Below are 23,702 nucleotides of genomic sequence, written 5' to 3' on the forward strand. Positions count from 1 at the left end.
CAGGTTCATGCGTAATCCCAAACGCCCAGCAAGACAGTTGCTCCCATGTGATATGAGCCTCCTCAGTGAGCCTCACCCGCCTTCAACCCCTGCGGCAACGTGCGTGTCAGCAACACCGCCAACATGCTCACCGCCAGCCCGATCCCGACAAAATGGAAGGCATCGTTGTAGGCCATGATCAAGGCCTGCTGGTGGGTAATCTCGGACAGCTTGCCCAGCGCCGCATTATCGCTGCCCAGCCGCTCGGCCAGCTGCGCCAGTCGCTCCGCCACCTGGGGGTTACTCGGCACCACCGCCTCGCGCAGGTAGTCGAAGTATTCCTTGGTCCGCGCATCCAGCAGCGTCGCCAGCAAGGCGATGCCGATGGCACCGCCCAGGTTGCGCAGGATGTTGAACAGGCTCGACGCCGATCCGGCGTCCTGGGGCTGGATATAGGCCGTGGCGATCAGCGAGATGGTCACCATGATCATCGGTTGGCCAAGGGCGCGGATCACCTGGATCTGGTTGAACTGCGGCCCGGCGAAGTCCGGGTTGAGCACCCCGGAACCGAAGCTGGCCGCGCCGAACAGGCAAAAGCCCAGGGCGCACAGCACCTTGGGCGGGATTACCTTCATCAGCTGCGGCACCAGCGGGATCAGGAACAGCTGCGGCACCCCCATCCACATGATCACCTCGCCGATCTGCAGGGCGTTGTAGCCCTGGATCTGCGCCAGGTACAGCGGCAGCAGGTAGATCGACCCGTACAGGCCGACGCCCATGCCCAGGCTGGCGATGCTCGACAGGCCGAAGTTGCGGTTGCCGAGGATGCGCAGGTTGATCAGCGGGTGCGGGCGGGAGAACTGCAGGATCACGAACAGGATCAGGCTGAGCAGGGCGACGCTGCCCAGGCTGACGATCAGGTTCGACTCCAGCCAGTCCTTACGATGCCCCTCCTCGAGAAACACCTGCAGGCAGCCCAGGCCAAGGCCAAGGGTAACGATGCCAGCGTAGTCGGTGCTCTTGAGCAGTTCCCAGTGCGCCTCCTTCTTCTCCAGCCCGTAGAGCAGGCCGGCGATCATCACCAGCCCCGGCGGGATGTTGATGTAGAAGATGTATTCCCAGCCCCAGTTCTCGGTCAGCCAGCCGCCCAGGGTCGGGCCGATGGAGGGGGCGAAGGTGGCGGTCATGGCGAACATGGCCATGCCCTTGGCGCGGTGGTGTTCGGGCAGCTTGATCAGGGTCAGGGTGAACGCCAACGGGATCAGCGCGCCGCCGGTGAAGCCTTGCAGGGCGCGGAACACGATCATGCTCTCGAGGTTCCAGGCCATCGAGCACAGCAGTGACGACACCAGGAAACCCAGCGACACCCACACCGCCAGGCGCCGGGCCGAGAGCAGCTGCACCAGCCAGGCGGTCAGCGGGATCATGATGATCTCGGCCACCAGGTAGGAGGTGGAGATCCACGAGCCTTCCTCCAGGGTCGCCGACAGCGCGCCCTGGATGTCCTTGAGCGAAGAGTTGGTGATCTGGATGTCCAGCACCGCCATGAAGGCGCCGAGCATCACGCTCATCACCGCGATCCAGTCGCGCCGGGTCGGCTCCGCGGTGGGGCGCAGCAGCGCGTCACCGGCCATCCGCATCCCCATCGCGCAGGTCGACCGTGGCGGTGACCGACATGCCCGGGCGAATGCGCCCATGCAGCGGGTTGTCGGCGGCGAAGGTCAGCTTGACCGGAATGCGTTGCACCACCTTGGTGAAGTTGCCGGTGGCGTTGTCTGGCGGCAACAGGCTGAACTGCGCGCCGGAAGCGGCGAACAGGCTGTTCACGCGGCCTTCGATCGGGGTGTCGGGGTAGCTGTCGAACAGCAGTTCGGCACGCTGGCCGGGGTGCATCCGGCCGATCTGGGTTTCCTTGAAGTTGGCCTGCACCCAGATGTCCTCGTCGGGGACGATCGACAGCAGGTAGGCACCGGCCTGCACCACCTGGCCGTTGCGGGCGCTGCGCTGGCCGATGGTGCCGCTGATCGGCGCGTGGATCGCGCAGCGGGTCAGGTTCAGCTCGGCCTGGGCCAGGTCGGCGCGGGCATTGGCGATCTGCGCGTCGAGGCGCTTGAGCTCGGCGTTCAGGGCGTCGACCTGCTGGCGCTGGCCCTTGAGGTCGGCCTGGGCCTTGTCCACTTGGGAACGGGCGACATGGCTTTCTGCCGACAGGGTGGTGACCCGCTCTTCGGAGACGAAGCCGGGCTTGCGCAGGGCCTGGGCACGGTTGAGGTCCAGTTGCGAGCGGTCGAGGGTGGCCTGGCTGGCGGCGACCTGGGCCTGGCCGGCCGCGATCAGGCTGCCTTGCTGGGTCAGGCGGCTGCGCGCCTGGGCCAGTTCCGCCTCGCGGGTGGCCAGGGCCGCGCGGGCGCGCTCGACGGCCAGTTCGAAGTCGGCGGCTTCCAGGCGCACCAGGAGGTCGCCCTTGCGCACGTGCTGGTTGTCCTCGACCCGCACCTCGTCGATGCGCGCGCCCAGCTGGCTGGAGATGCGGGTGATCTCGCCCTGCACATAGGCGTTGTCGGTGCTCTCGTAGAAGCGTCCCTTGAAGTACCAGTGGGCCAGGAAGGCGAGGCCGACCAGCAGCACCAGGGAGAGGAAAACCAGCAGGCGACGTTTGAGTGGAGTGGGCATGGGAGGCTGTCATTGCGAAAATGTAAGCAAATATAACAGCGCTCGGCGGGACGCTCACAAGTGACGATCGCGCCATTGCTGGAGCCCGGTGCCCGCTCCCTGCTAACATTCCGCCTTTGTTTCTCTTTGTCCGAGACTCTCCATGACCACCGTTCGTACGCGCATCGCGCCATCGCCCACCGGCGACCCCCATGTCGGCACCGCCTACATCGCCCTGTTCAACTACTGCTTCGCCAAGCAGCACGGCGGTGAGTTCATCCTGCGGATCGAAGACACCGACCAGTTGCGCTCCACCCGCGAGTCCGAGCAGCAGATCTTTGACGCCCTGCGCTGGCTCGGCATCGAATGGAACGAAGGCCCGGACGTCGGCGGCCCGCACGGCCCGTACCGGCAGAGCGAGCGTGGCGAGATCTATGCCCAGTACGCCAAGCAGCTGGTCGACGCCGGCCACGCCTTCTACTGCTTCTGCACCGCCGAAGAGCTGGAGCAGATGCGTGCCGAGCAGATGGCCCGCGGCGAAACCCCGCGCTACGACGGCCGCGCCCTGTTGCTGAGCGACGAGGAAGTGCAGCGCCGCCTGGCCGCTGGCGAGCCGCACGTGATCCGCATGAAGGTGCCGAGCGAAGGCGTCTGCGTTGTACCGGACATGCTCCGTGGCGACGTCGAGATCCCTTGGGACCGCATGGACATGCAGGTGCTGATGAAGAACGACGGCCTGCCGACGTACTTCCTGGCCAACGTGGTCGACGACCACCTGATGGGCATCACCCATGTGCTGCGCGGCGAAGAGTGGCTGCCGTCGGCGCCCAAGCTGATCAAGCTGTACGAGTACTTCGGCTGGGAACAGCCCAAGCTGTGCTACATGCCGCTACTGCGCAACCCCGACAAGAGCAAGCTGTCCAAGCGCAAGAACCCGACCTCGGTGACCTTCTACGAGCGCATGGGCTTCATGCCCGAAGCCATGCTCAACTACCTGGGCCGCATGGGCTGGTCGATGCCGGACGAGCGCGAGAAGTTCTCGCTGGCCGAGATGGTCGAGCACTTCGACCTGTCGCGCATCTCCCTGGGCGGTCCGATCTTCGACATCGAGAAGCTCTCCTGGCTGAACGGCCAGTGGCTGCGTGAGCTGCCGGTGGAAGAGTTCGCCGCGCGCGTGCAGAAGTGGGCGTTCAACAGCGACTACATGATGAAGATCGCCCCGCACGTGCAGGGCCGGGTCGAGACCTTCAGCCAGGTCGCCCCGCTGGGTGGCTTCTTCTTCGAGGGCGCGCTCAAGCTCGATGCCAAGCTGTTCGAAAGCAAGAAGCTGTCGGCCGACCAGGTACGCCAGGTGATGCAGCTGATCCTGTGGAAGCTGGAAAGCCTGCGTCAGTGGGAAAAGGACCGCATCACCGGCTGCATCCAGGCCGTGGTCGAGTCGCTGGAGTTCAAGCTGCGCGATGCCATGCCGCTGATGTTCGCCGCCATCACCGGCCAGGCCAGCTCGGTGTCGGTGCTCGACGCCATGGAAATCCTCGGCCCCGACCTGACCCGCTACCGCCTGCGCCAGGCCATCGACCTGCTCGGCGGCGTGTCGAAGAAGGAAAACAAGGAGTGGGAGAAGCTGCTGGCGAATATTGCCTGATGGCGTACTGAAGGCGGTCGCTGAACCTTGTGGGAGCGGCCTTGCGTCGCGAAAGGACCGCAACGCGGTCCCGCGAATTTAGCTTCCACGCAATAATCGCCGGGGCCGCTGTGCGGCCCTTTCGCGACGCAAGGCCGCTCCCACAGGCATTTCGCTCGCGGCCAAGTAACCGGTAGCAGCAGGGCAGGGCGGTAAGTGATTGTTATCTGTGAAAAAAATTTTGAATATTTTCAAAAATTCGTTTGACAGCCCTGCAATCCGATCTTAATATGCGCCCCGTCCACAGCGATGAACGAAAACGAAACGCCAGGCACCCAGCCAGCGCTTCGGTTCAAAGCGACATTGTGGGGCTATAGCTCAGCTGGGAGAGCGCCTGCATGGCATGCAGGAGGTCAGCGGTTCGATCCCGCTTAGCTCCACCAAATTCCGACTGATGGCCAAGGCCGTCAGGCAAGACCGGTTCCAGCAAACGGGTCTTGAAGGTAAGAAGGTTCGTCCCCTTCGTCTAGTGGCCTAGGACACCGCCCTTTCACGGCGGTAACAGGGGTTCGAGTCCCCTAGGGGACGCCAGTTTCACACAAGCGATGTTTCACGATGTCGCTGGGCCGCGAGGCTAGAAATCCGGGGCTATAGCTCAGCTGGGAGAGCGCCTGCATGGCATGCAGGAGGTCAGCGGTTCGATCCCGCTTAGCTCCACCAATTTTGCCGCGATTCGCGAAAGCGGGTCGGCACGAAGGTTACGTCCCCTTCGTCTAGTGGCCTAGGACACCGCCCTTTCACGGCGGTAACAGGGGTTCGAGTCCCCTAGGGGACGCCACTTTTACCCGCGTTTGCGGGAGTTGAATGGCTCATCATCCAGATCGGTGAGTCATTTGTTTTACTCGGGGCTATAGCTCAGCTGGGAGAGCGCCTGCATGGCATGCAGGAGGTCAGCGGTTCGATCCCGCTTAGCTCCACCAATTCGCCACGATTCGCAGCAGCGGATCGGCACGAAGGTTAAAGTCCCCTTCGTCTAGTGGCCTAGGACACCGCCCTTTCACGGCGGTAACAGGGGTTCGAGTCCCCTAGGGGACGCCAATTTTTTACCTGCGTTTTGCAGGACTTATAAGGCTCATTCGATTATTGAATGGGCCTTTTGTTTTTTCTGCCTCCCGAAAACTTTCGCTGCGCCGATCAATGGCCGCAGATTCCGCTTGCCAGAAAATATTATGAGCATAATATGATGGCTATAATGTTTTGAGGTGAGCCATGAGCGACAAGAAGAGCAAGACCCGCGAACGCATTCTTGATGCCGCCCGCAGCGCGCTGGTCCAGCAAGGGCCGGCCGAGCCGAGCGTCAGCCAGGTCATGGGCGCCGCAGGGCTGACAGTCGGCGGCTTCTATGCCCACTTCGACAGCAAGGACGAGCTCATGCTCGAGGCGTTCAGCCAGTTGCTCGGCGAGCGCCGCGCCTTGCTCGCTCAGGTCGATCCTGCCCTTGACGGCGCCGGGCGTCGGGCCCTGGTTGCGGCCTTCTATCTGTCGCGCAAGCACCGTGATTCCGAGGTGCAGGCGTGCCCGATTCCCAATGCCCTGAGCGAGATGCAGCGCCTGCCGGAGGCGTTTCGCAACGTGCTGGCCGAACACATCGAGCTGATGACCGCACAGATGGTCGATCGTCCCGAAGACATCGACAAGGCGCTCGCCGATTTCGCCCTGATGGTGGGCGGCCTGGCCGTGGCCCGTGCCCTGGGCGATGGCGAGCTGTCCGACCGTATCCTGCGCGCCGCCAAGTCGGCGGTGATCTGAGCAACCTGACCCTGGAGCATGGCGATGACTACCCTGAGCTGGATTCGTGGCGTCAATGGCACCCTCGGCCACCTGGTCCCCGAGCATGTCGCCGGCAAGATGCGTCGTGCCTTCATGACGCCGCGCAGCTTGCCGCCCAAAGCCTGGGAGCTGCCGTTGCTGGCCCGTGCCGAGCGCATCACCCTGCGCTTCGGGCTGTCGGCGCTGCGCTGGGGGCAGGGGCCGACGGTGTTGCTGATGCATGGCTGGGAAGGGCGCCCGACCCAGTTCGCGGCGTTGATCGAGCGACTGGTCGACAGCGGCCACACCGTGGTGTCGCTTGAAGGGCCGGCCCATGGGCGCTCGCCCGGCGAGCAGGCGCATGTGGTGGCGTTTGCCCGGGCATTGCTGGAGGCCGCTGCCGAGCTGCCGCCGTTGCGGGCGGTGATTGGCCACTCCATGGGCGGCGCCAGCCTGTTGCTGGCCCTGCAATGGGGGCTGCGCACCGATGCGGCGGTCAGCATCGCCGCGCCGGCACGCCTGCTTGGCGTGCTGCGCGGCTTTGCCCGGCGTCTTGGCCTGCCGGCCCGGGCCCGGGCCGCGTTCATCCGCCAGGTGGAGCGGGATGTTGGCGTCCAGGTGGCGCGGCTGGATGTCAGTGGCTATCAGCTGGATGTGCCGGGCCTGGTGGTGCATGCCGAGGACGATCCGGTGGTGCCGGCCGGCGAGGCACCGGTGATTCACCAGGCCTGGTTCGACAGCCGTTTGCTGCTGCTGGAGGAGGGCGGCCATCAGCGGGTGCTGGCCGACCCGCGCCTGGGCGAGGCGGTGATGGAACTGCTGGCGCGCTCCAGCCAGCGCGCGCGGCAAAGCGCCTGAGCATCCGTTACACTCTGCCCGGTCACTGAACACCAGGAGCGGGCATGAGTTGGGATCTGGCAACACCATTCATCATCGACCTACGCGTCGGCAGCGAGGACATCGACGGCCTCGGCCACGCCAACAACGCCGTCTATGTCACCTGGCTGGAGCGCTGTGCCTGGCGCCATTCCCAGCGCCTGGGGCTGGACCTGGCCGAGTATCGCCGGCTGGACCGGGCGATGGCCGTGGTCCGCCATGAAATCGACTACCTCGCCGCCGCCTATGAGGACGACGAACTGCAGCTGGGCACCTGGATCGTCGACTGGGACCAGCGCCTGCGCATGACCCGACGCTTCCAGCTCAAGCGCCCGAGTGACGGCGTCACCCTGCTGCGGGCGCAGACCACCTTCGCCTGCATCGAGCTGTCCAGCGGCAAGCCCAAGCGCATGCCGGCGGAATTCCTCGATGGCTACGGTCCGGCGCTGACCGGCCGCTGAAGCGCGGCGGTTTTTTGCTAGACTGCCGCCTTTTGCGTGGCGAGACCCTGAAATGCAAATTGCCCTGGCCCCGATGGAGGGGCTGGTCGACAACATCCTGCGCGACGTCCTGACCCGGGTGGGCGGTATCGATTGGTGCGTCACCGAGTTCATCCGCGTCTGTGACCGCCTGCTGCCAGCTTCGTCGTTCGACAAGCTGGCGCCGGAGCTGCGCCAGGGCGCGCGCACCTCCGCCGGCGTGCCGATGCGCGTGCAACTGCTCGGCTCGGATCCGGTGTGCCTGGCTGAAAACGCGGCCCTGGCCTGCGAGCTGGGCGCGCCGGTCATCGACCTGAACTTCGGCTGCCCGGCCAAGACCGTCAACAAGTCCCGGGGTGGGGCGGTGCTGCTCAAGGAGCCCGAGCTGCTGCATGCCATCGTCCGCGAGGTGCGGCGCGCGGTGCCGGCGCATATCCCGGTGACCTCGAAGATGCGCCTGGGCTACGACAGCCCCGACGGCGCGCTGGACTGCGCCAGGGCGCTGGCCGAAGGCGGCTCGGCGCACCTGGTGGTGCATGCGCGAACCAAGGTCGAGGGCTACAAGCCGCCGGCCCATTGGGAGTGGGTGGCGCGGGTGCAGGATGTGGTCGCGGTGCCGGTGTTCGCCAATGGCGAGATCTGGACGGTCGATGATTGGCGGCGCTGCCGCGAGGTCAGTGGCGCCAGGGACATCATGCTGGGCCGTGGGCTGGTGTCGCGCCCGGACCTGGCCCTGCAGATCGCCGCGGCCCGCGATGGCGTCGAGTACCAGCCGATGAGCTGGGACGAGTTGCTGCCGCTGCTGCGCGAGTTCTGGCGCCAGGCCCAGGACAAGCTGTCGCCGCGCTACGCGCCGGGGCGGATGAAGCAGTGGCTGGCGATGCTGACCCGTGGCTATCCCGAGGCGGTGGCGCTGTTCGCCGAGTTGCGTCGGGAGGATGACTGCCAGCGGATCAGTGGGTTGCTGGGGATGGAGCTGCAGGCCGTCGAGGCTTGTGTCGCCTGAGCTGGCGCGATCGCGGGGCCAGCCCGCTCCCACGAAGCCATACCCAGTCGAAAAATTTTTCAGGCCAGCCCTTGAAAGCCGTTTGCCCGGACATATCTCTTGAGTACGCGATGCCGAAGTCGGGTCGCGTAGTGACTTTACTTGCTGAATCTCAGGAGTTAATGACCATGACTACCGCTTTCTCTCTCGCACCGCTTTTCCGCAACTCCGTCGGTTTCGACCGTTTCAACGACCTGTTCGAAGCCGCCGCCCGTAACGAGGCCGGTAGCAGCTACCCGCCCTACAACGTGGAAAAGCATGGCGATGACCACTATCGCATCGTGGTTGCCGCAGCCGGCTTCCAGGAACAGGACCTCGACCTGCAGGTCGAAAAAGGCGTCCTGACCGTGACCGGCGGCAAGCGCGACAACGCCGGTGAAGGTGTCACCTTCCTGCACCAGGGCATTGCCCAGCGCGCCTTCAAGCTGTCGTTCCGCCTGGCCGACCATATCGAGGTCAAGGGCGCGGGCCTGGCCAACGGCCTGCTCAGCATCGAACTGCTGCGCATCGTGCCGGAAGAAGCCAAGGCCAAGCGCATCCCGATCAACGGCGAAAAGCCGGCGCTGAACTGAGTTCGGCGGGATGAAAGAAAGGGCACCTTCGGGTGCCCTTTCTGCTTTGTGCTGGGGATGAATGCCCTTTGACTGGCGTGGGAGCGGGCTTGTCCCGCGATTGCAATGCTGGGTCTCATACCGCAATCGCGGGGCAAGCCCGCTCCCACGCCATGCGTGAACTGTTACCAGGCCAGTTCAGTAATCCGCCGGCGCCTCCAGCAGCATCTGGCGGAACTCCGGCAACGGCAGCGGCCGGCTGTGCAGGTAGCCCTGGTACAGGTGGCAACCCAGCCGCTCGAGGAATTCCAGCTGCTCGGTCAGCTCCACGCCCTCGGCAATCACCGCCAGTTCCAGGCTGCGGGCCATGGCGACGATGGCGCGGACGATCTCGGCGTCGTTGGGGTCGACCGGCGCGTCGCGCACGAAGGTCTGGTCGATCTTCAGCGCATCCACCGGCAGGCGCTTGAGGTAGGTGAGCGAGGAATACCCGGTGCCGAAGTCGTCCATGGCGAAGCTCACGCCGTAGCCCTTGAGCTCGCGCATCTTGCTGATGGTGTCCTCCAGGTTCTGGATGACGATGCCTTCGGTGATCTCCAGCGTCAGCATGCGCCGCGGCAGGCGGTAGTCGTCGAGGCTGCGCAGCACCCGCTCGACGAAGTCGTTCTGGCGGAACTGCCGCGGGCTGATGTTGACGCACAGGCTGAAGTCGTCGGCGTCGATCAGGCCGTCCGCGAGCATGCGCGCGCAGGCATCGCAGGCTTCGTCGAGGATCCAGCTGCCGACTTCGAGGATCAGGCCGCTTTCCTCCAGCACCTGGATGAACTGCGCCGGCGGTTGCTGGCCCAGTTGCGGGTGGTGCCAGCGCAGCAGCACCTCGGCGCCGACGATGCGGTTGTCGCGGGCATCGACCTGGGGCTGGAAGTGCAGGGCCAGTTCGCCCCGGGCCAGGGCCAGGCGCAGGTCGCTCTCCATGCGCAGGCGCTCGCTGGCGGCCTTCTGCATGGTGGTGTGGAACAGCTGGGTGGTGTTGCGGCCGGAGTCCTTGGCCCGGTACAGGGCGATGTCGGCGCGCTTGAGCAGGTCGGCGGGGGTAGCGCCATGGTCGGGGATCAGCGCCACGCCGATGCTCGGCGTCACCTGCAGGCGCTGGCCGTCCAGCGACATCGGCTCGGCCAGCAGCTCGCGCAGGGTGTCGGCCAGCTCGCGGACCCGGGTCTCGACCACCTCGCGGCTGCCCTCCAGGCCGCTGAGCAGCACCACGAACTCGTCGCCGCCCAGGCGCGCCACGGTGTCTTCCAGGCGCACGCTGGCCTCGAGGCGGGCGGTGATGATCTTCAGCACCGTGTCGCCCACCGGATGGCCGAGAGAGTCGTTGATGTGCTTGAAGTGGTCGAGGTCGAGGAACAGCAGCGCGCCGCGCAGGTTGTGGCGCTTGAGCAGGGCGATCTGCTGGCTCAGGCGGTCCATCAGCAGGGCGCGGTTGGGCAGGTTGGTCAGCGGGTCGTGGTAGGCCAGGTGGCGGATCTGCGCCTGGGCGTTCTTCAGCAGGCTGACGTCGCGGGCGTTGATCAGCAGGCAATCGGTCTCGTTGAGGCTGATCGGCTCCACCGAGACTTCCACGGTAAGGATGTCGCCACGCTTGTTGCGCCCGAGCATCTCGCGGTGATGCACCCGGCCGCGCTCGCGCAGCTCGTTGAGCAGGGCGGCGCGCTGTTTTTCATCGGCCCAGATGCCGATCTCGTAGACCGTGCGCCCCACCACTTCCTCGGGGCTGTAGCCGGTCAGCCGGCTGAAGCCGTCGTTGACCTCCACGTAGCGCCCGCTCTGGCGTTCGGTGATGGTGATGGCGTCGGGGCTGGAGTGGAAGGCCTTGGCGAATTTCTCTTCGCTGGCCTTGAGCGCCGCCTCGGCGCGTTGCTGCTGGGTGATGTCGCGCAGGGTAGTGACGCTGCAGGGTTGGCTGTCGACGCTGATCAGGCGGCTGGAGATCACGCAGGTCAGCGGCGTGCCGTTGCGGTGGTTGACCACCACTGCCACGTTGCTCAGGGCCTGGTCGCGGATCACCCGCTCGATGCGCTGGGCGCGCTCGGCCGATTCGGCCCACAGGCCGATCTCCTCGGCGGTCTGGCCGAGGATCTGCTCCGGGTTCCAGCCGAAGGTCTGGCTGAAGGCCGGGTTGATCTCGATGAACTGGCCAGTGTCCTGGCGGGTCACGCAGATCGGGTCGGGGCTGACCTGGAACAGGCTGGCGAATTTTTCTTCCGAGGCGCTCAGGCGCTGCTCGCGCTCGACCTGGTCGGTGATGTCGAGCAGGGTGCCGGCCATGCGCAGCGGGTTGCCCTGGTCGTCACGGTACAGCCGGGCGCGGCTTTCGATATAGCGCGAGGCGCCGTTGTCCAGCTGCACGCGGTAGGTGATCTGGTAGTTGCCCGCCGGCCCCTCGCGCAGGCTACGGTAGGCCTGGCGCATGGCACTGCGCTCGTGCTCGGGCACGCCTTCGAAGAACGCCTCGAACGACTCGTGGAACGGCACCGGGTCCAGCCCATGGAGCTGGGCGGCGCGGGCCGAGCCGTAGAGCATGCCGCTGGGGATGTGCCAGTCCCAGGTGCCGAGCTGGGCCGAGTCCAGGGCCAGGTCGAGGCGCTCCTGGCTGTCCTTGAGCGCCTGTTCGGCGCGTTTGCGCTCGGTGGTGTCGACGAAGGTGCTGATCAGGTAGGTGACGCCTTCGAGCTCGATGCCCTGGGTGCAGAGGATGCCGTCGTGGATCTTGCCGCTGGTGGCGCGGAACTGCACCTCCAGGGTGAACGGCCCGCTGCCGGCGCGGGTGGCGTCCATCACCAGGTGGCGCTGCTCGGGATTGACCCACAGGCCCAGCTCCAGGCTGGTCTTGCCGACCACCTGGGCGCCCGGCCAGCCGAACATGTGCTCGAAATGCTGGTTGACCTCGATGATCAGGCCGTCGTGGCGGCGGGTCAGGAGGATGGCGTTGGGGCTGAGGTGGAACAGGGTGGCGAAGCGCTTTTCCGAGTTGATCAGCGCGGTTTCCCGCTCACGCTGGCGGGTGATCTCGCGAATGACCCCGATCATCTGTGGCCGGCCATGGGGGTCGTGGGTCAGGCTGCCGTTGATCTCCAGCCAGTGCACGCTGCCATCGGGCCAGCGGATGCGGTGGCGCATGGCCTGCTCCACCGGCTCGCCGTTGACCACGGCCTGGAACGCCTGGCGGGTGCGGGCGCGGTCTTCCTCGGGAAGCAGGTCGAGGTAGTCGACGTCGTTGGGCAGCGGGCGCTGCGGATCGAAGCCGAACAGTGCCTGGGTGCCCCGTGACCAGCTCACCCGGCCACTCTCGATGTCCCACAGCCAGGCGCCCAGGCGCGCGCCGTTGAGCGCGGCCAGCAGCTGGGGAGCGTTCTGCCAGGCCAGCTCCGATTCCTGGGGATCGGCCGCAGGGATGCGTGGCAGGCGCGGAAAGCGGTTTGCTGATTTGGGCATCGGTACCAGACCTTTGGCGGAAAACGCGTCCTTGTGGATGTCATGCCGTACTGACGAGCGGTCAGGCGGACCCTGCATGGCTGTCGAGCAAGGCCATGAAGGCCCTGGCCGCGTTCGACAGCGTGCGTTCGGTATGCAGTATGTAGCCTAGCTGGCGTGACAGCTGTATGCCGGGCAGGGCGATGGGCGCCACCTGTTCATCGAGCATAGTACGTGGCAGCACGCTCCACGCCAGGCCGATCGACACCATCATCTTGATGGTTTCCAGGTAGTTGGTGCTCATGGCGATGTTCGGCACCAGGCCCTGGCTCTCGAACAGGCGCTGGACGATATGGTGGGTGAAGGTGTTGCCGCCGGGGAACACCGCCGGGTGGCGCGCCACGTCGGCCAGGCTGACCGCGCCATTGCTGGCCAGCGGGTGCTCGGGCGAGGCGACGAAGTCCAGGGCGTCGTCCCACACCGGCACTGCCCGTACCAGGTGGTGCGGCTCGGGCGCCAGGGTGATCACGGCAATTTCGGCGCGGCCGTGCAGCACCTCGTCGTAGGCCGCCTCCGAGTCGAGGAACTGGATATCCAGGGCCACCGCCGGGTACTGGCGGGTGAAGGCACGCAGCAGCGGCGGCAGGCGGTGCAGGCCGATGTGATGGCTGGTGGCCAGGGTCAGGCGACCGCTCACCGCCCCGGTGAGGTTGGTCAGGGCGCGGCGGGTATCATCGAGTACGTTGAGGATCTGATAAGCACGGGGCAGCAGGGCGCGGCCGGCCTCGGTGAGGGTGATCTCGCGGCCCAGGCGGTCGAACAGGCGCACGTCCAGTTGCTGCTCGAGGCCGGCGATGCGTTTGCTGATGGCCGGCTGGGTCAGGTGCAGGCGTTCGCCCGCCCCGGAAAAACTGCCGGTTTCGGCGATGGCGATGAAGGCGCTGAGGTTGGCCAGGTCCATCTATTTGAATTCCTGATGGTTATGCAAAGCATGAAAATTATGAATTTGAGTTATTCAATCTATCGCCATAGCATCGTCCGTACAAGCCAAGGGGTCTTTGGCATAGAAAGACGCTGATGAGGAACAGTCTGATGGCTGGCAAAACGCTCTACGACAAACTCTGGGAAGCTCATGAGGTCAAGCGCCGCGATGACGGCTCGTCCTTGATCTACATCGACCGCCACATCATCCACGAGGTGACTTCGCCCCAGGCTTTCGAAGGCCTGCGCCTGGCCAGCCGCAAACCCTGGCGCATCGACGCCAACATCGCCACCCCCGACCACAACGTGCCGACCACGCCGGAGCGCAAGGGCGGTATCGAGGCCATCGTCGACCAGGTGTCGCGCCTTCAGGTGCAGACCCTCGATGAGAACTGTGACGAATATGGCATCGTCGAATTCAAGATGAATGACGAGCGTCAGGGTATCGTCCATGTCATCAGCCCGGAGCAGGGTGCGACCTTGCCGGGCATGACCGTGGTCTGCGGCGACTCGCACACCTCCACCCACGGCGCGTTCGGCGCCTTGGCCCATGGCATCGGCACCTCCGAGGTCGAGCATGTGCTCGCCACCCAGTGCCTGGTGGCCAAGAAAATGAAGAACATGCTGGTGCGCGTCGAGGGTGAATTGCCCGCCGGCGTCACCGCCAAGGACATCGTCCTCGCCGTGATCGGCAAGATCGGCACCGCCGGCGGCAACGGCCACGCCATGGAGTTCGCCGGCAGCGCCATCCGCGAGCTGTCGATGGAAGGCCGCATGACCATCTGCAACATGTCCATCGAAGCCGGGGCCCGGGTAGGCCTGGTGGCTGTCGACGGCACTACCGTCGCCTATGTCGAAGGCCGTCCGTACGCGCCGAAGGGCGAGCAGTGGACGCAGGCCGTCGAGGCCTGGAAAGGCCTGGTGTCCGACGCCGACGCTGTGTTCGATACCGTGGTCGAACTCGACGCCGCGCAGATCAAGCCGCAGGTCAGCTGGGGCACTTCGCCGGAGATGGTCCTGGCCGTCGACCAGCGCGTGCCGGACCCGGCCGCCGAGCCCGACCTGATCAAGCGCGGCTCGATCGAGCGCGCCCTCAAGTACATGGGCCTGGCCGCCAACCAGGCGATCACCGAGATCAAGCTCGATCGCGTGTTCATCGGCTCGTGCACCAACTCGCGCATCGAAGACCTGCGCGCCGCCGCCGAGATCGCCAAGGGCCGCAAGGTCGCCGCCAACGTCAAGCAGGCGCTGGTGGTGCCGGGCTCGGGCCTGGTCAAGGCCCAGGCCGAGCGCGAAGGGCTGGACAAGATCTTCCTGGAGGCCGGCTTCGAATGGCGTGAACCGGGCTGCTCGATGTGCCTGGCAATGAACCCGGACCGCCTGGAAAGCGGCGAGCACTGCGCGTCCACCTCCAACCGCAACTTCGAAGGTCGCCAGGGCGCCGGTGGTCGTACCCACCTGGTCAGCCCGGCCATGGCCGCCGCCGCCGCGGTGACCGGCCACTTCATCGATGTCCGCGAGTTGATCCAAGGGAGCGCAGCATGAAAGCCTTTACCCAGCACACCGGTCTTGTCGCGCCATTGGATCGTGCCAACGTCGACACCGACCAGATCATTCCCAAGCAGTTCCTCAAGTCGATCAAGCGCACCGGCTTCGGCCCCAACCTGTTCGACGAGTGGCGTTATCTGGACGTCGGCCAGCCTTACCAGGACAACAGCAAGCGTCCGTTGAACCAGGATTTCGTGCTCAACCATGCGCGTTACCAGGGTGCCAGCGTGTTGCTGGCGCGGGAAAACTTCGGTTGCGGCTCTAGCCGCGAGCACGCCCCATGGGCGCTCGACGAGTACGGTTTCCGCAGCGTGATCGCGCCGAGCTTCGCCGACATCTTCTTCAACAACAGCTTCAAGAACGGCCTGTTGCCGATCATTCTCGACGCTGCCGAGGTCGACGAGCTGTTCAAGCAGGTCGAGGCCAATCCGGGTTACCAGCTGACCATCGACCTCGAGGCCCAGGCCGTGACCCGCCCGGACGGCAAGGTACTGAAGTTCGAGATCGACGCGTTCCGCAAGCATTGCCTGCTCAACGGCCTGGACGATATCGGCCTGACCCTGCAGGACAGCGACGCGATCAAGGCGTTCGAGGGCAAGCACCGCGCCAGCCAGCCCTGGTTGTTCCGCGACGCGTGATTGACTGCTTGCCCCGCGCAGAGGGGCATTGGACACTGAAGTACTTCGGCGCGGCTGCGAGGCGCGCCGCTTGATTGGATAGAGGAAAGCATGAGCAAGCAGATTCTGATTCTCCCAGGTGACGGCATCGGCCCGGAAATCATGGCCGAGGCGGTCAAGGTGCTGGAACTGGCCAACGACAAGTTCCAGCTCGGCTTCAGCCTCACCCACGATGTGATCGGTGGCGCGGCCATCGACAAGCACGGCGTGCCGCTGGCCGACGAGACCCTGGCGCGTGCGCGCCAGGCCGACGCCGTGCTGCTGGGCGCCGTGGGCGGCCCGAAGTGGGACAAGATCGAGCGTGACATCCGTCCGGAGCGCGGCCTGCTGAAGATCCGTTCGCAACTGGGCCTGTTCGCCAACCTGCGCCCGGCCATCCTCTATCCGCAACTGGCCGATGCCTCGTCGCTCAAGCCCGAGATCGTTTCCGGCCTGGACATCCTCATCGTCCGCGAGCTGACCGGCGGCATCTACTTCGGCGCGCCACGCGGCCAGCGCGAGCTGGAAGGCGGCGAGCGCCAGGCCTACGACACCCTGCCGTACAGCGAGAGCGAAGTGCGCCGCATCGCTCGTGTCGGCTTCGACATGGCCCGCGTGCGCGGCAAGAAGCTGTGCTCGGTGGACAAGGCCAACGTCCTGGCGTCCAGCCAGCTGTGGCGCGAAGTGGTCGAAGAGGTGGCCAAGGGCTACCCGGACGTCGAGCTGAGCCACATGTACGTGGACAACGCCGCCATGCAGCTGGTGCGCGCGCCCAAGCAGTTCGACGTGGTGGTGACCGACAACATGTTCGGCGACATCCTGTCGGATGAGGCTTCCATGCTCACCGGTTCCATCGGCATGCTGCCGTCGGCGTCGCTGGATGCCGACAACAAGGGCATGTACGAGCCGTGCCACGGTTCGGCGCCGGACATCGCCGGGCAGGGCATCGCCAACCCGCTGGCGACCATTCTCTCGGTGTCGATGATGCTGCGCTACAGCTTCAACCAGACGGCCGCCGCCGAGGCGATCGAGCAGGCGGTGAGCCGGGTGCTGGACCAGGGCCTGCGCACCGGCGACATCTTCTCCGAGGGCTGCCGCAAGGTGGGTACGCAGGAAATGGGCGACGCAGTAGTCGCAGCGCTGCGGAATCTGTAATCTCTCTGGCCCGCCACCAAAAACTCCCGGTGGCGGCCCACTTTTAGCAAAGGTGTAGTTGCGATGAAACGTGTAGGTCTGATCGGTTGGCGTGGAATGGTCGGTTCCGTGCTCATGCAGCGGATGCTCGAAGAGCAGGACTTCGACCTGATCGAGCCGGTGTTCTTCACCACCTCCAACGTCGGTGGCCAAGGCCCGAACGTGGGCAAGGACACTGGCCCGCTCAAGGACGCCTACAGCATCGACGAGCTCAAGACCCTCGACGTGATCCTGACCTGCCAGGGCGGCGACTACACCAACGAAGTCTTCCCCAAGCTGCGCGAAGCCGGCTGGCAGGGCTACTGGATCGACGCGGCCTCGTCCCTGCGCATGCAGGATGACGCGGTGATCATCCTCGATCCGGTCAACCGCAAGGTCATCGACCAGCAGCTGGATGCGGGCACCAAGAACTACATCGGCGGCAACTGCACCGTCAGCCTGATGCTGATGGGCCTGGGCGGCCTGTTCGAAGCCGGCCTGGTCGAGTGGATGAGCGCCATGACCTATCAGGCGGCCTCGGGTGCCGGCGCGCAGAACATGCGTGAGCTGATCAAGCAGATGGGCGGTATCCACGCGGCGGTCGCCGATGACCTGGCCAACCCGGCCAGCGCGATCCTCGACATCGACCGCAAGGTGGCCGAGGCCATGCGTGGCGAGGGCTTCCCGACCGACAACTTCGGCGTGCCGCTGGCTGGCAGCCTGATCCCGTGGATCGACAAGGAGCTGCCGAACGGGCAGAGCCGTGAAGAATGGAAGGCCCAGGCCGAGACCAACAAGATCCTTGGGCGCTTCAAGAGCCCGATTCCGGTCGACGGCATCTGCGTGCGGATCGGCGCCATGCGTTGCCACAGCCAGGCGCTGACCATCAAGCTGAACAAGGATGTGCCTCTGGCGGATATCGAAGGCATGATCAGCCAGCACAATCCCTGGGTGAAGCTGGTGCCTAACCAGCGGGAGATCAGCATGCAGGAGCTGAGTCCTACCCAGGTGACCGGGACCCTGAACGTGCCGGTCGGGCGTTTGCGCAAGCTGAACATGGGGTCGCAGTATCTTGGGGCCTTCACTGTTGGCGACCAGTTGCTGTGGGGGGCTGCGGAGCCGCTGCGGCGGATGTTGCGGATTCTGCTGGAGCGGTGATCTGGGTGGTTTGAGTTTGGATTTTGAAGAGCCCGTGTTGCGTGAGTGATGCGGGTTTTTTTATTGGTCTTAGATTCGTTTTTTGTTTTGATGTTTTTATTCGCATTCATTTGCGATGTCGACGCATAGTCACCTTTCCGCCCTTACGGCGGGTAACTTTTTGAAGGATCAAAAAGTCACCAAAAAATCCTCGCTCCATTCATCCGGCCCTCCGCTTCGCTCCGGGTCCCCTCACTCCGGCCTTGCTCCCGGGAGGACCGCGCTGCAGGGCCCATCCTGGGCCCCAGCGCTTGACGGGCATCCATGCCCGTCACCTCCCTCCGCAAGACCTGCGTTCGGCCTCCTGAAGTCGCGAAGTTACGGGCGGCGCCTAGGCTGGCGCAGCTGTCGCTAGTTGAATTGGTAATTAACCTCTCTATCCCATCGCGGGGCAAGCCCGCTCCCACGCAGATTATTCAGCTTGGTGCGGGAATAGCGTGGGAGCGGGCTTGCCCCGCGATAGGTCGGAACAGCCAATATATACCTAAAGGTCAAATAACTAACTTCGCGCTTCTTGCTCTTGCTCTTGCTCTTGCTCTTGCTTCTAAGCGCGCAATAGTCCAGGCGCCACCAATTGCGACTTCAGGAGGCCGAGCGGAGTTCTTGCGGAGGGAGGTGACGGCCATGGATGGCCGTCAAGCGCTGCGCCCCAGGATGGGGCGTTCAGCGCGGTCCTCCCGGGAGCAAGAACGGAGCGAGGGAACCCCGGAGCGCAGCGCAGGGGCCGTATGAACGGAGCGGGACGGTTTTGCCTACTTTTCCCACGAGAAAAGTAGGCCGCCGTAAGGGCGGAAGGGTGATAATGCGTCGACATCGCCAATGAATGCGCATACAGAAATCAAAACCCACACTTTAGAACAATCCAAGTAAAGTGCCGCTCCCCCGCCGTACCCCCGCAGAAAGGAACCGATCCCATGACCACCCCCGCCCTAGACATCGCCGTAGTCGGCGCCACCGGCACTGTCGGTGAATCCCTCGTCCAGATCCTCGAGGAAGTGGCCTTCCCGGTCTCCACCCTGCACCTGCTGGCCAGCATGGAATCCGCCGGCAGCAGCGTCATGTTCGCCGGCAAGAAACTGAAAGTCCGCGAAGTGGACAGCTTCGACTTCTCCCAGGCGCAACTGGTGTTCTTCGCCGCCAGCCCCGCCGTGAGCCGCAGCTTCGCGCCCAAGGCCATCGCCGCCGGTTGCGCGGTGATCGACCTGTCCGGCGCCCTGGACGGCGCCACCGCCCTGGTCCCGGAAGCCAACGGCGAACGCATCGCCGAACTCGCTCGGCCCGCGCTGATCACCAGCCCGAGCGCCGGCGCGGTGGCCCTGGCCGTGGCGCTGGCGCCGCTCAAGGGGCTGCTCGATATCGAGCGCGTGCAGGTCAACGCTTGCCTCGCGGTTTCGGAGCAGGGCAGGGAGGCCGTCAGCGAGCTCGCCCGGCAGACCGCCGAGCTGCTTAACGCACGCCCGCTGGAGCCGCGCTTCTTCGATCGCCAGGTCGCCTTCAACCTGCTGCCCCAGGTCGGCACCCCCGATGAACAGGGCCACACAGCCGTGGAGCGCCGCCTGGTCGGCGAGCTGCGCCAAGTGCTCGACCTGCCGCAACTGAAGATTTCCGTGACCTGCATTCAAGTCCCGGTGTTTTTCGGCGATAGCTTCAGTGTGGCGGTGCAAAGCCGTAATCCGGTCGATCTGGTGGCTGTCAACGCCGCGCTGGAGGCCGCCGACGGCATCGAACTGGTCGAAGCGGGGGATTATCCGACACCGGTAGGTGACGCAGTGGGCCAGGACGTGGTCTATGTTGGTCGTGTACGCCATGGCGTCGATGAAGACCAGCAGCTGAACCTGTGGCTGACCACCGACAATGTGCGCAAGGGCGCGGCGCTGAATGCCGTGCAGGCGGCACAATTGTTGATAAAACACATGGCGTAAAAGATACTGCGAGCAATTTTGTCCTGCACCGCGCAAAGGTTTTCGGGACGCTTCATACAAGGGAAGAGTTCATGCTTCGAATTCGCAAACTGGTTCTGGCCATCGCGGCAGCCTCGGCGCTGTCGTCCGGCATGGCTAACGCTCTGGGGTTGGGCGAGCTGACCCTCAAGTCGGCGCAGAACCAGCCGCTGGATGCCGAGATCGAACTGCTCGACGTGCGCGACCTCACCGCAGCGCAGATGGCGCCCAGCCTGGCGTCGCCGGAAGAGTTCGCCAAGGCCGGGGTGGCCTTCCCGCCGTACCTCGAAGACCTCACGTTCACCCCGGTGGTCAACCCCAACGGCAAGAGCGTGCTGCGGGTCACCTCCAGCAAGGCGCTGCCGGAGCCGGTGGTCAAGTTCCTGGTCCAGGTCATGTGGCCCCAGGGCCGCCTGCTGCGCGACTACAGCGTGCTGCTCGACCAGGCCCAGGCCCAGGGCAGCCAGCCGACCCAGGCCAATATAAACCCGCCGGTCAGCGCGGGCAGCTACACCACCAAGCGCCGCGACACCCTCTGGCAGATCGCCGCGCGTAACAGCAACGGCGGCTCGATCCAGCAGACCATGCTGGCCATCCAGGCGCTGAACCCGGATGCCTTCATCGGCAACAACATCAACCAGCTCAAGACCGGCCAGGTGCTGCGCCTGCCCGATCAGCAGCAGGCACAGAGCATTCCCCAGGCCCAGGCCAACCGCGAAGTGGCCGAGCAGTACGCCGCCTGGCGCGAAGGCCGTCGCCTCGGCCCGCGCGCACGGCAACTGGACGCCACCCGCCGTGGCGAGGCTGGCGCCGCGCCGGCACGCATTGCCCAGGGCGACAACCTGCGCCTGGTGGCGCCGGGCGGCAAGGGTGCGGCCGGTGAGGCCAAGGCGCTGGGCGACAAGCTGGCCGTGGCCCAGGAAAGCCTCGACACCAGCCGTCGCGACAATGAAGAACTCAAGAGCCGCATGGTCGACCTGCAGAGCCAGCTGGACAAGCTGCAGCGTCTGATCGAGCTGAAAAACGACCAGCTGGCGCGCCTGGAGGCCCAGGGCGCCGCGGCACCGCAGCCGCCGGCCGGCGCGCTGCCGGGCGAGCCGGCTCCGGCACAGCCGGCGGTAAACGCCCAGCTGACCCCGGCCGAACCGGTAGTCGCTCCGGCGCCTGCCGCCGCCGACACCGCGCCGCAGGATGTGGCCGCCGAAGCACCGGCCAGCGAAGAGCCCGGCATGCTCGACCAGTTGCTGGGCAATCCGCTGCTGCTGGGCCTGATTGCCGGCTCCGCGTTCCTGGTCCTGCTGCTGTTGCTGCTGCTCCTGGCGCGCAAGCGCAAGGCCCAGCAGGAAGCCGAAAAGCACCTGCGCATGGCGCGTGCCCTGGCCGAGGATGGCGAGCGTGGCCCTGACCTGGAGCTGCCACCCAGCAGCTTCGAAGGCCTCGACGTGTCGGCGCCGAGCGTGACCCTGTCGCCAGCGGTGGTGGCGGCCTCGGCCGCAGCGGCCGTTGCCGCGGAAAAGCCTGCGGCCGCCGTCGAAGCCGCCGCGCCGGCGGTCGATCCGCGTGCCGCGCTGCTGGCCGAAGTGGACGACAGCCTGGCCCGTGGCCGTCTCAACCATGCCGCCGACTTGCTGGAGGCTGCGGTGGCCTCCGAGCCGCAGCGCAGTGACCTGCGCCTGAAGCTGATGGAAGTCTATGCCCGCCAGGGCGACCAGGACGCCTTCGCCGGCCAGGAACGCAAGTTGGCGGTCAATGACGCGAACCAGGCCGAGGTCGCCGCGCTCAAGGAGCGCTTCCCGGCCATGCTGGGTGTCGCGGCGGTGGCGGCAGGCGCTGCCGGGGCTGCAGCCCTGGCCGCCGAGCTGGATGAGCAGTATGTCCAGGACCTGCTGCAGGACAAGGAGCTGGAGCTGGGCGAAAGCGCGCCGGAACTCGTCGTGGAGCCGGAACCTGAGCCTGAGCCTGTCGTGGCGGCCGAGCCGGAACCTGAGCCTGTCGCCGAAGAGGCCGACCTGGACAGCGCCTTCGACCTGAGCCTGGGTGATGACCTGCCGGTAGATGATCACCTGGACATGGCCGGTCTTGAGGACCTGGTTGTCGAGGCGCCCGAGGTCCAGGCCGAGGTCGCGCCTGCGCCTGCGGTTGCCGAAACCGATGCCGACGACGACTTCGAGGCTTTGCTTGCCCAAGCCCAGGCGACGCCGCAGAACGTCGACGACCTGGCCGAATTCGACCTGGATGTCGCCGAACAGCCGGTGGCCCCGGCCAGCAGCGAGGAAACCCCGGTGGATGTGGCGGCGGAGCTCGCGGCCTTCGAGGCCATCCCGGAGTTCGACCCGATCTCCGAGTTGGAGCTGCCCGAGGACTTCGACCTGTCGCTGTCGCTGGACGACGACTCGCCGGCGGCGAAGAACTTCGCCTCGGAACTGGACGACGTCAACGCCGAACTCGACAAGCTGTCGCAGAACCTCGATGTCCCGGCAGCGGCGCCTGAACCGCAGTTCACCGCCGAGGACGCGGCGCTCGAGCCCGAGCCGCTGGACGACCTGGACTTCGACTTCTTCTCCGGCGCCGACGAAGTGGCCACCAAGCTCGACCTGGCCCGCGCCTACATCGACATGGGCGACCACCAGGGCGCCCGTGACATCCTCGACGAAGTGGTCAAGGACGGCGACGACAGCCAGCGCCAGGAAGCCAACGAGATGCTCTCGCGCCTGGTCTGAGGCGACGTTGCACCGTGCGGGGCAAGCCCATTTCCACAGAACACGTGGGAGCGGGCTTGCCCCGCGATCATTTCGGCCCCTGCACGGTTTGCCGGTATACTCCCGCCTTTCGTTTCAGCATCAGGTTTGCCGCTCTTGGACATCATCGACACCGCCGCCGCCGAATCGGCCGCCGAAGGCTACACCCGCATCGCCCTGGGCGTGGAATACAAAGGCTCGCGCTACCGCGGCTGGCAGCGCCAGGCCAGCGGCGTGCCCAGTGTCCAGCAGGCCCTGGAGCAGGCGCTGTCGACGGTGGCCAACGAGCCGATCTCGGTGATCTGCGCCGGGCGCACCGATGCCGGCGTCCATGGCTGCGGGCAGATCGTGCATTTCGACACCCGCGCCGTGCGCGACGAGCGCGCCTGGACCCTGGGCACCAATTTCAACCTGCCCCATGACATCAGCGTGGTCTGGTCGGCGCCCATGCCCGCGCACTTCCATGCCCGCTTCAAGGCCACCGCGCGGCGCTATCGCTACGTCATCTACAACGACCCGATCCGCCCGGCGCACCTTGCCGAGGAAGTGACCTGGAATCACCGCCCGCTGGATGTCGAGCGCATGGCCGAGGCCGCGCAGTATCTGCTGGGTACCCATGACTTCAGCGCCTTCCGCGCCAGCCAGTGCCAGGCCAAGTCGCCGATCAAGCATATCCACCACCTGCGCGTGACCCGCCATGGCCGGATGATCGTGCTGGACGTGCGCGCCACCGCGTTCCTGCACCACATGGTGCGCAACATCGCCGGCGTGCTGATGACCATCGGCGCCGGCGAGCGTCCGGTGGAGTGGGCCCGCGAAGTGCTGGAGGGGCGCAACCGCCGTGACGGCGGGGTGACCGCGCACCCTTACGGCCTGTACCTGGTGCAGGTGGAGTATCCGGAAGAATACGCGCTGCCGCAGCGTTACATCGGCCCACACTTTCTTACCGGCTACGAGGCGCTGGCGGACTGACGGGGCAC

Annotated in this window: 17 protein-coding genes and 6 tRNA genes; 19 read left to right on the forward strand and 4 right to left on the reverse strand. The window is 65.6% G+C overall.

Annotated features, from left to right (window positions below; genetic code table 11):
• Window positions 1-62: 62 nt before the first annotated feature.
• Together HU751_RS01875 and HU751_RS01880 are read right to left on the reverse strand one after the other, a co-directional pair.
• Window positions 63-1,613, reverse strand: a complete 1,551-nt coding sequence (locus HU751_RS01875; RefSeq protein ID WP_189657195.1) for an MDR family MFS transporter — start codon at window positions 1,611-1,613, stop codon at window positions 63-65.
• Window positions 1,603-2,652: an HlyD family secretion protein gene (locus tag HU751_RS01880; protein WP_186735943.1), complete on the reverse strand. Its 1,050-nt coding sequence runs from the start codon at window positions 2,650-2,652 to the stop codon at window positions 1,603-1,605. Before HU751_RS01880 ends, HU751_RS01875 begins: the two co-directional genes overlap by 11 nt.
• A gap of 142 nt (window positions 2,653-2,794) precedes the next feature.
• Here HU751_RS01880 and gltX point away from each other — a divergent pair, with 142 nt between their 5' ends.
• From gltX to HU751_RS01940, 12 genes are all read left to right on the forward strand, one after another.
• Window positions 2,795-4,276, forward strand: coding sequence for a glutamate--tRNA ligase (gene gltX / locus HU751_RS01885; protein WP_186735941.1), 1,482 nt, complete (start codon window positions 2,795-2,797; stop codon window positions 4,274-4,276).
• 346 nt (window positions 4,277-4,622) lie between these two features.
• Window positions 4,623-4,698, forward strand: a tRNA-Ala gene (locus tag HU751_RS01890).
• A 72-nt stretch (window positions 4,699-4,770) separates the two neighbouring features.
• Window positions 4,771-4,846: transfer RNA gene (locus HU751_RS01895), tRNA-Glu, on the forward strand.
• Between the two features lie 53 nt (window positions 4,847-4,899).
• Window positions 4,900-4,975: transfer RNA gene (locus HU751_RS01900), tRNA-Ala, on the forward strand.
• 42 nt (window positions 4,976-5,017) lie between these two features.
• Window positions 5,018-5,093: transfer RNA gene (locus HU751_RS01905), tRNA-Glu, on the forward strand.
• Window positions 5,094-5,159: 66 nt separating this feature from the next.
• Window positions 5,160-5,235, forward strand: a tRNA-Ala gene (locus HU751_RS01910).
• Between the two features lie 42 nt (window positions 5,236-5,277).
• A tRNA-Glu gene (locus tag HU751_RS01915) sits at window positions 5,278-5,353 on the forward strand.
• Window positions 5,354-5,524: 171 nt separating this feature from the next.
• Window positions 5,525-6,064 (forward strand): TetR/AcrR family transcriptional regulator, encoded by a 540-nt coding sequence (locus tag HU751_RS01920; protein WP_050704722.1) that lies wholly within the window; start codon window positions 5,525-5,527, stop codon window positions 6,062-6,064.
• Between the two features lie 24 nt (window positions 6,065-6,088).
• Complete coding sequence (locus HU751_RS01925; RefSeq protein WP_186716407.1) at window positions 6,089-6,922, forward strand: alpha/beta fold hydrolase; 834 nt, start codon at window positions 6,089-6,091, stop codon at window positions 6,920-6,922.
• Window positions 6,923-6,966: 44 nt separating this feature from the next.
• Window positions 6,967-7,401 carry an acyl-CoA thioesterase gene (locus HU751_RS01930; RefSeq protein WP_096048341.1) on the forward strand — a complete coding sequence of 145 codons (435 nt, stop codon included), beginning with the start codon at window positions 6,967-6,969 and terminating at the stop codon, window positions 7,399-7,401.
• A 52-nt stretch (window positions 7,402-7,453) separates the two neighbouring features.
• A complete protein-coding gene (locus HU751_RS01935; protein ID WP_186735838.1) occupies window positions 7,454-8,425 on the forward strand; it encodes a tRNA dihydrouridine synthase in 972 nt (323 codons plus the stop codon).
• A 167-nt stretch (window positions 8,426-8,592) separates the two neighbouring features.
• Window positions 8,593-9,036, forward strand: a complete 444-nt coding sequence (locus HU751_RS01940) for an Hsp20 family protein (protein ID WP_186735837.1) — start codon at window positions 8,593-8,595, stop codon at window positions 9,034-9,036.
• Between the two features lie 177 nt (window positions 9,037-9,213).
• Here the strand turns inward: HU751_RS01940 and HU751_RS01945 are convergent, their stop codons facing one another.
• Entirely contained in the window at window positions 9,214-12,510 is a 3,297-nt protein-coding gene (locus HU751_RS01945) for a PAS domain S-box protein (protein ID WP_186716408.1), read from the reverse strand.
• Between the two features lie 61 nt (window positions 12,511-12,571).
• The gene (locus HU751_RS01950) at window positions 12,572-13,450 is read right to left on the reverse strand and encodes a LysR family transcriptional regulator (protein ID WP_186735836.1); all 879 of its coding nucleotides are present in this window, start codon (window positions 13,448-13,450) and stop codon (window positions 12,572-12,574) included.
• 131 nt (window positions 13,451-13,581) lie between these two features.
• Here HU751_RS01950 and leuC point away from each other — a divergent pair, with 131 nt between their 5' ends.
• The 7 genes from leuC (at window position 13,582) to truA (ending at window position 23,694) form a co-directional block, all read left to right on the forward strand.
• Entirely contained in the window at window positions 13,582-15,015 is a 1,434-nt protein-coding gene (gene leuC / locus HU751_RS01955) for a 3-isopropylmalate dehydratase large subunit (RefSeq protein ID WP_186735835.1), read from the forward strand.
• Complete coding sequence (gene leuD / locus HU751_RS01960; protein WP_110739341.1) at window positions 15,012-15,656, forward strand: 3-isopropylmalate dehydratase small subunit; 645 nt, start codon at window positions 15,012-15,014, stop codon at window positions 15,654-15,656. Before leuC ends, leuD begins: the two co-directional genes overlap by 4 nt.
• A gap of 90 nt (window positions 15,657-15,746) precedes the next feature.
• Window positions 15,747-16,829 carry a 3-isopropylmalate dehydrogenase gene (gene leuB, locus HU751_RS01965; RefSeq protein ID WP_186735834.1) on the forward strand — a complete coding sequence of 361 codons (1,083 nt, stop codon included), beginning with the start codon at window positions 15,747-15,749 and terminating at the stop codon, window positions 16,827-16,829.
• Between the two features lie 63 nt (window positions 16,830-16,892).
• Entirely contained in the window at window positions 16,893-18,005 is a 1,113-nt protein-coding gene (gene asd, locus HU751_RS01970) for an aspartate-semialdehyde dehydrogenase (RefSeq protein ID WP_028690434.1), read from the forward strand.
• Window positions 18,006-18,958: 953 nt separating this feature from the next.
• The gene (locus tag HU751_RS01975; RefSeq protein WP_186735723.1) at window positions 18,959-19,966 is read left to right on the forward strand and encodes an aspartate-semialdehyde dehydrogenase; all 1,008 of its coding nucleotides are present in this window, start codon (window positions 18,959-18,961) and stop codon (window positions 19,964-19,966) included.
• A gap of 71 nt (window positions 19,967-20,037) precedes the next feature.
• Entirely contained in the window at window positions 20,038-22,704 is a 2,667-nt protein-coding gene (locus tag HU751_RS01980; RefSeq protein ID WP_186735725.1) for a FimV/HubP family polar landmark protein, read from the forward strand.
• A gap of 135 nt (window positions 22,705-22,839) precedes the next feature.
• The gene (gene truA, locus HU751_RS01985) at window positions 22,840-23,694 is read left to right on the forward strand and encodes a tRNA pseudouridine(38-40) synthase TruA (protein WP_023632367.1); all 855 of its coding nucleotides are present in this window, start codon (window positions 22,840-22,842) and stop codon (window positions 23,692-23,694) included.
• Window positions 23,695-23,702 lie beyond the last annotated feature (8 nt).

Origin of the sequence: Pseudomonas peradeniyensis (genome assembly GCF_014268935.2) — a bacterium.
Lineage (GTDB): Bacteria > Pseudomonadota > Gammaproteobacteria > Pseudomonadales > Pseudomonadaceae > Aquipseudomonas > Aquipseudomonas peradeniyensis.